The organism is Methylobacterium sp. GC_Met_2, assembly GCF_026540795.1.
Taxonomy (GTDB): Bacteria; Pseudomonadota; Alphaproteobacteria; order Rhizobiales; family Beijerinckiaceae; genus Methylobacterium.
In genome coordinates, this window is sequence record NZ_JALNUM010000071.1 from 23,030 (window position 1) to 33,484 (window position 10,455).

At 71.2% G+C, this 10,455-nt stretch carries 10 protein-coding genes and 2 riboswitches; of the genes, 6 read left to right on the forward strand and 4 right to left on the reverse strand.

Annotated features, from left to right (window positions below; all coding sequences use genetic code 11):
- Nucleotides 1–3: 3 nt before the first annotated feature.
- The 4 genes from OXS49_RS21470 to OXS49_RS21485 form a co-directional block, all read right to left on the reverse strand.
- Complete coding sequence (locus OXS49_RS21470; RefSeq protein ID WP_244004253.1) at nucleotides 4–609, reverse strand: glutathione S-transferase; 606 nt, start codon at nucleotides 607–609, stop codon at nucleotides 4–6.
- Between the two features lie 86 nt (nucleotides 610–695).
- Nucleotides 696–947 (reverse strand): hypothetical protein, encoded by a 252-nt coding sequence (locus OXS49_RS21475; protein ID WP_267426613.1) that lies wholly within the window; start codon nucleotides 945–947, stop codon nucleotides 696–698.
- Between the two features lie 248 nt (nucleotides 948–1,195).
- Nucleotides 1,196–1,726 (reverse strand): DUF2721 domain-containing protein, encoded by a 531-nt coding sequence (locus OXS49_RS21480; protein WP_267426614.1) that lies wholly within the window; start codon nucleotides 1,724–1,726, stop codon nucleotides 1,196–1,198.
- Between the two features lie 128 nt (nucleotides 1,727–1,854).
- The gene (locus OXS49_RS21485) at nucleotides 1,855–2,211 is read right to left on the reverse strand and encodes a hypothetical protein (RefSeq protein ID WP_267426615.1); all 357 of its coding nucleotides are present in this window, start codon (nucleotides 2,209–2,211) and stop codon (nucleotides 1,855–1,857) included.
- Nucleotides 2,212–2,369: 158 nt separating this feature from the next.
- Nucleotides 2,370–2,472: riboswitch (glycine riboswitch) on the forward strand.
- Nucleotide 2,473: 1 nt separating this feature from the next.
- A riboswitch (glycine riboswitch) is annotated at nucleotides 2,474–2,589 on the forward strand.
- Nucleotides 2,590–2,652: 63 nt separating this feature from the next.
- Here OXS49_RS21485 and OXS49_RS21490 point away from each other — a divergent pair.
- From OXS49_RS21490 to OXS49_RS21515, 6 genes are all read left to right on the forward strand, one after another.
- Complete coding sequence (locus OXS49_RS21490) at nucleotides 2,653–3,915, forward strand: D-amino acid dehydrogenase (RefSeq protein WP_267426616.1); 1,263 nt, start codon at nucleotides 2,653–2,655, stop codon at nucleotides 3,913–3,915.
- 159 nt (nucleotides 3,916–4,074) lie between these two features.
- Nucleotides 4,075–5,214, forward strand: coding sequence for a pyridoxal-phosphate dependent enzyme (locus OXS49_RS21495; protein WP_244004244.1), 1,140 nt, complete (start codon nucleotides 4,075–4,077; stop codon nucleotides 5,212–5,214).
- 52 nt (nucleotides 5,215–5,266) lie between these two features.
- Nucleotides 5,267–6,388, forward strand: a complete 1,122-nt coding sequence (locus tag OXS49_RS21500) for a DSD1 family PLP-dependent enzyme (protein ID WP_244004242.1) — start codon at nucleotides 5,267–5,269, stop codon at nucleotides 6,386–6,388.
- A gap of 129 nt (nucleotides 6,389–6,517) precedes the next feature.
- Nucleotides 6,518–7,453, forward strand: a complete 936-nt coding sequence (locus tag OXS49_RS21505) for an ornithine cyclodeaminase family protein (RefSeq protein ID WP_267426617.1) — start codon at nucleotides 6,518–6,520, stop codon at nucleotides 7,451–7,453.
- Nucleotides 7,454–7,504: 51 nt separating this feature from the next.
- Nucleotides 7,505–8,278 (forward strand): precorrin-6A synthase (deacetylating), encoded by a 774-nt coding sequence (cobF, locus tag OXS49_RS21510; RefSeq protein ID WP_267426619.1) that lies wholly within the window; start codon nucleotides 7,505–7,507, stop codon nucleotides 8,276–8,278.
- A 186-nt stretch (nucleotides 8,279–8,464) separates the two neighbouring features.
- On the forward strand, nucleotides 8,465–10,222 hold the full coding sequence (locus tag OXS49_RS21515; RefSeq protein ID WP_267426620.1) for a DEAD/DEAH box helicase: 1,758 nt from the start codon (nucleotides 8,465–8,467) through the stop codon (nucleotides 10,220–10,222).
- The last annotated feature ends 233 nt before the right edge of the window (nucleotides 10,223–10,455 follow it).

Consider the following 10,455-nt stretch of genomic DNA (forward strand, 5'->3'; position numbering starts at 1 on the left):
GGCTCAGCCCTTCGGCACGGTGGCGGCCATCGCGGGCTCGCGCTCCACTACAGCGAACCATGCCGCCAGGGCGGGCCGGCCGTCCCGCCACGCGAGATCGGAGAAGCGCAGGTCGAGGTAGCCCAGCGCGCAGGCCATCGCGATCGTGCCGATGTCGAGCGCCGGCAGATCGGCCGCCAGGGCCTCGAACCGGTCGAGGGCCGCCGTGATCTTGCCGATCTGGCCCGCATCCCAGGCGTCCCAGCGCCGTTCCTCCGGGCGCAGCACGCGCTCGTAGCGGGTGAGCAGCGCCGCATCGAGCAGGCCGTCGGCCAGCGCCTGCCGGGTCAGCGCGTCCCAGCGTGCCGCGCCTTCGGGAAACAGATGCGGTCCGTCCGAGAGGCCGTCGAGGTACTCGCAGATCACCCGGCTGTCGTAGAGGGCGGTCCCGTCCTCAAGGATCAGCGCGGGAATCTTGCCGAGCGGGTTGTGGGCGGCGACCTCCGCGGCGGAGCCGGTCGGGGAGGCCGTGGCGGCGGTGACGGTGATCCGGTCGATCAGCCCCGTCTCGTGGGCGAGGACCAGCACCTTGCGGGCATACGGGGAGGCGGGGGAGTAGAGAAGCTTCATCGGACCGTCCCGGTTGGTCGTGGCGCCGCGGCAGCGGCGCCGGACCTTGCACCGATGGGGCGGGGAATCCAGTCCCCGGTTCGGCCTCAGGCCTTCCGGGTCATCCCGGAGCCGGCATGCACCACCTGGGTCCGGCGCGACTGCGTGGGTCGCGTGGCGCGCCGCGCGCGCCACGCGAGGAGGGCGGTCGCCACCCGGTCGAGGACCAGCATGAACAGGCTGCCGATGATCGCCAGCACGCAGGTAGCCCCGATCAGCACGCCCCAGATCCCGGGGGCCGGGATGATCATCAGGCACAGGAGACCGAACACGGCCGCGCCGGGTATCCACTTCGCCATCGCGCTGCCTGCCTGTACTCGATCTACATCCGGCCGGCCGGAACCGCGCCGATAGCCTCAATACTGATGGCTCAACTTGAATATGATCACAGAGATTTGCATAAAAACCAATATATCCCAGAAATATTGGTTTACGTTCGATGAACGCCCTGGGCGGGCAGAAATCCGCGGTCAAGGTGCCGGCCAGGGCGGCCATCCGCGATGCTCCGCGCCCGCCCCTGTTCCGATGTGTCCTTCGCAGGCACGCCCTACGGTCGGACCGGGACGTGATCCTGGCCGCGTCGCTGCGGATCATCGATGGCGCCGGGATCCTGATCGATGCCGTGCGCCAGATCCGGGATATCCAGCAACTCGCTGTGAATCTGCCGGCGGATGATCCGCCCCTCCAGGGCCACGATGACCGCGCCGGCGATGACGAGCAGCAGGCCCAGCAGGGCGGTGCCCATGCTCGCCAGCTTGAGCAACCCGATGTCCTGGAAGACGATCGACAGGCCGCCGAAGATCATCGTCGAGATCAGCAGCATCGCGGAGACGAGGCCGCATCCGGTGGCGCGGTTCATCAGCTCGCAACGACGCTTGTAGTTGAGGATCTCGTCCCGCATGTTGGCCTTCCGGCTTCCGGACAGGTCTGACGTCCTGAACTTCTCGATCAGGTCGCGATAGCGCTCGACCGCGGCGTCGTAGCGGGTCTGCAGGAAGGCCACGAAGATCCACGCGGCGAAAATGATCGAGGCCGCCGGCCCGACCGTCGTGAGCACCTTCGCGAGGTCGAGATTCATCGGCATTCGGGGCTTTCGGCACGGGGTGATCGACTGGTCGACCCTCCGGCAAACCGGCACCTGCGTGGGCTGTTCCCGGCCCGGACCCGCGGCGGGCAGGCGCGTTGGGGTGCTCGGCGCCGCGCGCCCTAGGCCCCCTGAACCGAGCCGGATTCGCCCAGCGGCAGGGTCCGGCCCTCGCTGACGAGATGGTAGAAGCGCCCTTCGAACATCCGCATCACCGCCTCGGTGGCAGCGTGCGATTCCGGGCGGATCGGGGAAGCGAGGCAGGCGTCGAGCGCCGCCTGATCGGGAAAATCCATCTCCAGGATCATGGCGATCGGCCGCGCGTCGGCATCCTTGGAGACGAGGCGCTGGACCCGCACCGCGGTGACGCCCGGGAAGCGCCGCCAGAACGGTTCCAGCTCATCCCGGACCCGGCGGAAGAATTCATCCTCCCGGCCCTCGCGCACCGTGCCCTCGTAGATCGCGGTCCTGGTCAGCATCGGGGCGTCTCCGTCTTCGGATCCCCTCTCAACCGCTGGCGGCCGGGATCGCTCCCGACCGGTGACAGCCGGCACGCGCTGTCTGCGGAACCGGCAGGGTGCCGGGAATCCGGGCTTCTCCGGGGCCGCCGAATCGGCGTATCGAGAGGTCAGCCCATCGCGACGATGCGGGAGAGACCGGGATCCACCCAGAGAGGGGGGCCCGGCGCCGACGGAGCAACCGCCCCGGAAACTCTCAGGCACCGGAACCGTGTCGTCAGGGCAATCTGGAGAGTGGTGCAGCGGGGAAGTCCGTGGGCACCCGCCGAAGGGGACGTTCGCGACAAGGCTTCGCCAGGGCCGGACGCGGATCAAGCTCTCAGGCACCGGGACAGATGGGGCGCGCAACCGGCCGACCGCTTGAAGGCGGCCTCCACGCGTCCCCGTTCCGGAGTTCCACCCATGACCCATATCGCCATAATCGGCGCCGGCATCACCGGCGTGACGACCGCCTATGCGCTCGCCCAGCGCGGCTACCGCGTCACCGTCCTCGACCGGCAGCGCTACGCCGCCATGGAGACCTCCTTCGCCAATGGCGGCCAGCTCTCGGCCTGCAACGCGGAGGTCTGGAACAAGCTCTCCACGGTGCTCCACGGCGTGCAGTGGATGATGCGCCGCGACGCGCCGCTGCTGATGAACCCCACCCCCTCCTGGCACAAGCTGTCGTGGATGGCGGCGTTCATGCGCGAGATCGCCCATTACCGCGAGAACACCGTGGCGACCGTGCGGCTGGCGCTCAAGGCGCGCACGGCCCTGTTCGCCATGGCGGAGGCCGAGGGGATCGACTTCGACCTGAAGACCCGCGGCATCCTGCACTTCTACCGGGACCGGGCGAGCTTCGAGAAGGCGAAAACCGTCAACGCCCTGCTGCGGGAGGGGGGCCTGGAGCGCCACGCCGTGACCCCGGAGGAGATCCGCGCCATCGAGCCGACGCTCGCCGGCACCTATCACGGCGGCTTCTTCACGCCCTCGGACGCCACCGGCGACATCCACAAGTTTACCCGGGGCTTGGCCGCCGCCTGCGCGCGCAGGGGCGTCCGCTTCGTCCAGGACGCCGACGTCGCGACGATCGCGCCGGGGGAGGGGGGCTACGCCGTCGGCTGGCGCCAGACCGGGCATGCCACGGAGGCGCCGCAGGTCCTGCAGGCCGACGCGGTGGTGATCTGCGCGGGCTGCGCCAGCCGGCACTTCGCGGGGCTGCTCGGGGACCGGATCAACGTCTACCCGGTGAAGGGCTACTCGATCACCGTGAACCTGCTGACCCCGGAAGCGCAGCGGGCGGCGCCCGAGGTGAGCATCCTCGACGAGGCGGCCAAGATCGTCACCAGCCGCCTCGGCGACGCGCGCCTGCGGGTCGCCGGCACGGCCGAGTTCAACGGCTTCAACCGCGACATCCGGCACGACCGGATCCAGCCGCTGGTCGACTGGACCCGGGAGCAGTTCCCGCTGGTCGACACCGACCGGGTGGTGGCCTGGAGCGGCCTGCGCCCGATGCTGCCGAACATGCTGCCCAAGGTCGGCCGGGGCCGCCGGCCGGGGGTGTTCTACAACACCGGCCACGGCCATCTCGGCTGGACCCTCTCGGGCGCCACGGCCGAACTCGTCGCCGAGGCGATCGCGGCCGAGCACGCGCCGGAGCGGACGGCTCTGCCGCTCGCGGCTTGAGAATCCCGGGATTCCAAAGGGCCTGAGGCCCTTTGGCAGGTTGTCAGGGCGGAGCCCTGACGCGCAGCGCGGCGCGCCGTCATGTCCCCGACAGGGGGCGCGCCGCCCAACATTATTTTGTATTCTCTTTTCGAACAGCTCCCCGGAAGCCGAGCCGCTATGCCCCCGTCTCCCGCCTATCTCGACCCCGCCACCGGGGCGACCTACCCGATCGAGACGCCGCGCTGGCGCTCGGAGACGGGGGGCCCACTGATGATTACCGATCTTCCCGGTATCGATCGTGGGGAGATCGAAACGGCCGAGCGCTCCCTCTGGCGCTACGCCGCCGCGCTGCCGGTGGCGGTCTCCGATCCGGTGACCCTCGGGGAAGGCGGCACCCCGCTGGTGCGCCGGCCCTGGCGGGGCGGCCACGCGCATTTCAAACTCGAATGGTTCGCGCCCTCGGGCAGCTTCAAGGATCGGGGCGCGTCCGTGATGCTGTCGATCCTGCGCCAGCAGGGTGTCGACGCGGTGCTGGAGGATTCCTCGGGCAATGGCGGCGCGGCCGTGGCGACCTATGCGGCGGCGGCCGGGATGCGGGCCAAGATCCTGGTCCCGGCCTCGACCTCGCCGGCCAAGACCGTGCAGATGCGGGCCGCTGGCGCGGAGGTCGAGCTGATCCCCGGCACCCGCCAGGACACCGCCGACGCGGCCGTTGCCCAAGCGGATTCGATCTTTTACGCCAGCCACAACTGGCAGGCGCATTTCCTCCAGGGCACCAAGACGCTGGCCTACGAGCTGTGGGAGGATCTGGGGTTTTCCGCGCCCGACGCCGTGATCATCCCCTGCGGGGCGGGCAGCAACATCCTCGGCTGCGATATCGGCTTCTCGGAGCTGCTGCGCCGGGGCGCCATCGCCCGCCTGCCGCGGCTCTATGCGGTGCAGCCGGCCCATTGCGCGCCCCTGCACGCGGGCTTCGAGGCCGGCGCGGAGGATTTCGTGCCGGTCACCCCGCGCCCGACGCTGGCCGAGGGCGCCTCGATCGCCCAGCCGGTCCGAGGCCGTGAGGTGCTGGCGGCGCTCCGCCGCTCCGGCGGCGGCACCGTGGCGGTCTCCGAGGCGGCAATCGAGGCGGCTTTGATGGAGCTCGCCCGGTCGGGCCTCTACGTCGAGCCGACCTGCGCGATGGCGGCGGCGGCGCTCACCGACCTGACCGCAAGCGGCGCGATCCGGCCCGACGAGACCACCGTGGTGGTGCTCACCGGCACCGGCATCAAGGCGACGCCGCGCATCGCCGAACTTTTGGGTGTTGCCCCGTGAGGCGCTGACGGGACTTGCGAAACCATAACCGCGACGATCAGGAGGAAAACCCATGCGCAACAACATCCCCGCCAGCGTCGGCATGTCGGTCGAGGACGTCGACACCCCCTGCCTGCTGGTCGACCTCGACGCCCTCGAGCGCAACATCGACAAGCTCGGCCGCTTCATGACGGAGCGCGGCCTGCGCCACCGGGCGCACGCCAAGACCCACAAGTCCTCAGACATCGCCGTGATGCAGATCGAGCGGGGCGGCGCCTGCGGCGTCTGCTGCCAGAAGGTCAGCGAGGCCGAGGCGCTGGTGAGCGCCGGCATCCGCGACGTGCTGGTCTCCAACCAGGTGACCGCACCCCGGAAGATCGAGCGCCTCGCGGCGCTCGCCAAGCGGGCGCGGGTGCTGGTCTGCGTCGACGACCCCGGCAATGTCGACGACCTCTCGGCGGCGGCGGTCCAGTACGGCGTCATCCTCGAAGCCCTCGTGGAGATCGATGTCGGCGCCGGCCGCTGCGGCGTCGCGCCGGGCGAGCCCGCCGTCGCCATCGCCAAACGAATCGCCGCGGCGCCGGGGCTGAGCTTCGCCGGCCTGCAGGCCTACCAGGGCAAGGCCCAGCACGTGCGCGATTTCGGCGAGCGCAAGGCCCTGATCCAGACGGCGATCGACGAGACCAAGCGCACCGTCGACCTGCTCAAGGCCGAGGGCCTCGATTGCGCCATCGTGGCGGGGGCCGGGACCGGCAGCTTCGCGATGGAAGGCGGCAGCGGCGTCTACAACGAGCTGCAATGCGGCTCCTACGTCTTCATGGACGCGGACTACCAGCGGGTGAAGGACGCCGAGGGCCGGCCGATCGCCGATTTCGAGAACAGCCTGTTCATCGTCACGGCGATCATGAGTAAGGCGAAGGCGGATGTCGCGATCTGCGACGCCGGCTTGAAGGCCCAGAGCATCGACAGCGGCCTGCCCCTGGTGTTCGGCCGGGACGACGTGGAATACATCAAGTGCTCCGACGAGCACGGGGTGCTGAGCGATCCCGGCAACGTGCTCAAGCTCAACGAGCGTCTGAAGCTGATCCCCGGCCATTGTGACCCGACGGTCAACGTCTACGACTGGTATGTCGGCGTGCGGAACGGCCGGGTCGAGGCGATCTGGCCGGTCACCGCCCGCGGCATGACGTTGTAACGGGATTCCAAAGGGCCGAGGCCCTTTGGCGGGGTGTCGGGGCGGAGCCCCGATCGCAGCAGGGCTCTGCCCTGCACCCGCAAAAGGTCTCGACCTTTTGAAACCGCGATTTTGGAGGTCCATGAATCCATGCGCTTCATCTCGGAAGAGGAATCCGCCGCGCTGGTCGATCACGCCATGGCGTTCGACGCGGCCCGTGAGGCGCTGATCGCCGCGGTGGCGCCGGGCACCACCCTGTTCCCGGCGGTGCTTGGGCACGGCTCGGAGCCGACCAACCGGTTCTCGATCAAGTCGGGCGCGACCGCCGACTATGCCGGCCTGAAGGTCGGCTCGTTCTGGCCCGGCAACCCGGATCGGGGCCTGCCGCGGCACAATTCGGTGATCCTGCTGTTCGATCAGGCTGCCGGCCGGATCGATACGGTGATTGAGGCGGGTCGCGTCAACGCCTACCGCACCGCCGCTGCCGATGCTGTTGCGGCCAGCGTCCTCGCCCGGCCGGATTCGGCGGTGCTCGCAGTGTTCGGGGCCGGCAACCAGGCCGCGTTCGAGGCCGCGGCACTGGCCCGGGTGCTGCCGATCAAGACGGTGCTGGTCGTCGCCCGGGACCCCGCCAAGGTCGCGGGGCTCAGTGAGCGTCTGGCGGGGCAGGGGGCATCCGGGCTCGACGTGCGGGCGGCCTCGCCGCAGGAGGCCTGCGAAGCGGCCGACGTGATCGTCACGGCGACGCCCGCCCGCGCGCCGCTGTTCGAGGCCGATTGGGTCCGCTCCGGCACGCATGTCGCCGCCATGGGGGCGGACGCCAAGGGCAAGCAGGAATTGCCCCCCGCCCTGCTGGAGCGGGCCCGCCTGGTCTGCGACCTGCCGGAGCAGGCGCGCACCATCGGCGAGTTCCAGCATGCCTCGGAGCACGCCCAGGCCGGCCTGCGGGCAATCGGCGACGTGCTCCGGAGCGGGGAGGGGGGCCGGACCGATCCGGCCGAGATCACGGTGTTCGATTCCTCCGGCATCGCCCTGCAGGACCTGACCATCGCCCGGGCGATCCTCGCCAAAGCCGACGCGCGCTAGTAGGGGAGGCCGGCGCCGGCCCTCGCCCGCCCCGGCGGAGGAGGGAAGCGCATGCAGGACCGGCAGATCCGGGTGATCGGCATCGGCACGGGCGATCCCGAGCACCTGACCCTGCAGGCGGTGCGGGCGCTCGCCGATGTCGACGCGGTGTTCGTCCTCGACAAGCGCGCCGAGACCGCCGACTTGGTGGAGATCCGCCGCCGGATCTGCGCCGCCCATATCCGAACCCCCCACCGGCTCGTCACCGTGGACGACCCGCCCCGGGAACGCCGCCCGGCCGATTACGGCAGCACCGTCGCGGCGTGGCACGCGGCCCGGGCCGAGCGGCTGGAGGCGGCCTTCGCGGCCCATCTCGGGGCAGGGCAGGTGGGGGCGATCCTGGCCTGGGGCGATCCCACCCTCTACGACAGCATTCTGCGCATCCTCGACCGGATCGCCGCGAACGGGCGCATCGCCCTCACCCGGACGGTGATCCCCGGCCTGTCGAGCGTGCAGGTGCTCGCAGCCCGCCACGGGGTGCCGCTGAACGGCATCGGCGGTTCGGTGCTGATCACCACCGGCCGCCGCCTCGCCGCGGGCTGGCCGGCGGATGCCGAGAGCGTCGTGGTGATGCTCGACGGCGACCCCACCTTCGGCCATCTCGACCCGGACCTGACGATCCACTGGGGCGCCTATCTCGGCAGCCCGGACGAGATCCTGATCGCCGGCCGGCTGGGCAGCGTGGGCGATGCGATCCGCCGGGTCCGCGCCGAGGCCCGGGACCGGCACGGCTGGATCATGGATATCTACCTGCTGCGTCGTGACGAAGCCGACGGGTCCCGCTAAAGGGCGCGTCCACCGCGCGACAATCCGGGATTCAAAAGGTCTGCGACCTTTTGCGGGTGCAGGGCAGAGCCCTGCGGTCGGGCTTCGCCCGATATCGGGGCGCGGCCCCGACACCCCGCCAAAGGGCCTCGGCCCTTTGGGATCCTGGGACCGAGATCGATCGACTGGCCCGGACTGAGCTAGGGTATGGCACCACCTGACCACGGGCTGCACCTGCGGGACTACCAGCGCGCCGGCCTCGACGCGCTCGCGGCGGCCTGGGCGCGGGGCGGGGTGGACGCGGCGGCCCCCGGCCACCTGATCGTGCTGCCCACCGGCGCCGGCAAGTCGCTCGTGATCGCGGCCCTGGCCCGGGAGACCCTGGCGGACAACCCCCTCGCCCGCGTCGTGATCGTCACCCACAGCCGCGAGCTCGTCGCCCAGAATTTCTCCGAACTCACCCGCGCCTGGCCGGAGGCACCCGCCGGCATCTTCTCCGCCGGGCTCGGGCGGTGGGAGGCCGGCGCGCAGGTGCTGGTCTGCGGCATCCAGTCGGTGGCCGAACGGCTCGACGCGGTGGGGCCGCGCGACCTCGTGATCGTCGACGAGGCCCACCTGATCCCCCGCGCCTCGGAAACACGCTACGGCCGCTTCCTGGCGGGCCTGCGGGCGCGCAGGCCCGGGATGCGGGTGGCGGGCTTCACCGCGACCCCCTACCGGCTCGATTCGGGCCGGCTCGACGAGGGCCCGCACCGGCTGTTCTCCGGCATCGCCTACGAGGCCGACACCTTCACGCTGATCCGGCAGGGTTTTCTGGCGCCGCTCGTCTCCAAGGCGACGCTGACCCAGCTCGACGTCTCGGGGGTCGGCCGGCGCGCGGGCGACTACATCCCGGGGGAGCTGGAGGCGGCGGTCAACCGCGACGCGATCACCCGGGCGGCGGTCGCGGAACTGGCGGAATACGGGCGCGGGCGCCGGGCCTGGCTCGCCTTCTGCGCCGGGCTCGCCCATGCCGAGGCCGTGCGGGACGCGGTGCGGGCGGAGGGCTACCCGTGCGAGACCGTCTCGGGCGAGACGCCCCGCCGGGAGCGCGACCGGATCGTCGCCGCCTTCCGGGCCGGAAACATCCGCTGCCTGACCTCGGTCGGCGTGCTGGGCACCGGCTTCAACGTCCCCGAGGTCGATCTCGTGGCGCTGCTGCGCCCGACCCGCAGCACCGGCCTCTACGTCCAGCAGGTCGGCCGGGCCCTGCGCTGCGCGCCGGGCAAGACCGATGCGCTGATCCTCGACTATGCCGGGCTGGTGCGGATGCACGGTCCGGTGGATGCGGTGACGGTTCGGAGCGCCGGAGAGGTCCAGAGCCAGCTGCTCGGCGGGGCAGGGGGCCCGCGCGCCAAGCCCTGCCCCGGCTGCGGCGCCCTGATTCCCCTCAATGCCTCGACCTGCGAGCCCTGCTGGACCGAGCCGGAGGCGGATGCGGTGGAGGGCGACGCCCCGCACGAGGCCGCGGCCGACGACGAGCTGCCGATCCTCTCGGCCGATCCCGGCGCGCGCGGCAACGGACCGTCCGGCCCTGCCCCGGAGCCGGACGCCGCGTGGCCGGACGCCGCGTGGCCGGACGCCCCCTGGCATCCGGTCACAACCCTGAACCTGGAGGCCGCGCCGGACGGGCTCGATCTCGTGCTCGGCTGGCGCGATGGCACCACGGACGCGGTTTGGTCCGTGCGCCTGCGCCCCGAGGGCCGCGGCTACGAGCGCGAGAAGGCGGTGCAGTGGTGGCGCGGCCTCGGCGGCGGCCGGGATGCGCCCATGAGGACCGTCGGGTTCCTGGACCGGGCCGATCGCCTGACCCGACCGGCGGCGATCCGGATCCGGCCGGGCCGGCTGACGGAGCAGATCGAGTGCCGGGCAGAGGACGGACGGATCCTCGGCGATACCCGTCGGCGGGCTGGATCGGCCGCCTGACACGGGTCCCGGTCGATGCGTCCGGCCGCTGGTTCCTTGCGCGCGGCGCCACGCCTATCGACAGCGCCGTGTCTCGGATCCTGCGCTGCGCGCGTTATGACGGAGGGGAGGCAGCAAGGAACCGCAACCGAAGCGTCTGGATGGAAGCCGCATGCGAGGCCACCCCTTCGACGCGCGCATCATCGTCCCCACCCGCCTTTGGCGCCGGGGGCATGGCCCAAGAAGCAACACGA

Excerpts from the sequence above, each read along its gene's own strand:
- OXS49_RS21470 (WP_244004253.1), bottom strand. The coding sequence starts at position 609 with ATGAAGCTTCTCTACTCCCCCGCCTCCCCGTATGCCCGCAAGGTGCTG.
- OXS49_RS21475 (WP_267426613.1), bottom strand. The coding sequence starts at position 947 with ATGGCGAAGTGGATACCCGGCGCGGCCGTGTTCGGTCTCCTGTGCCTG.
- OXS49_RS21480 (WP_267426614.1), bottom strand. The coding sequence starts at position 1,726 with ATGAATCTCGACCTCGCGAAGGTGCTCACGACGGTCGGGCCGGCGGCC.
- OXS49_RS21485 (WP_267426615.1), bottom strand. The coding sequence starts at position 2,211 with ATGCTGACCAGGACCGCGATCTACGAGGGCACGGTGCGCGAGGGCCGG.
- OXS49_RS21490 (WP_267426616.1), top strand. The coding sequence starts at position 2,653 with ATGACCCATATCGCCATAATCGGCGCCGGCATCACCGGCGTGACGACC.
- OXS49_RS21495 (WP_244004244.1), top strand. The coding sequence starts at position 4,075 with ATGCCCCCGTCTCCCGCCTATCTCGACCCCGCCACCGGGGCGACCTAC.
- OXS49_RS21500 (WP_244004242.1), top strand. The coding sequence starts at position 5,267 with ATGCGCAACAACATCCCCGCCAGCGTCGGCATGTCGGTCGAGGACGTC.
- OXS49_RS21505 (WP_267426617.1), top strand. The coding sequence starts at position 6,518 with ATGCGCTTCATCTCGGAAGAGGAATCCGCCGCGCTGGTCGATCACGCC.
- cobF (WP_267426619.1), top strand. The coding sequence starts at position 7,505 with ATGCAGGACCGGCAGATCCGGGTGATCGGCATCGGCACGGGCGATCCC.
- OXS49_RS21515 (WP_267426620.1), top strand. The coding sequence starts at position 8,465 with ATGGCACCACCTGACCACGGGCTGCACCTGCGGGACTACCAGCGCGCC.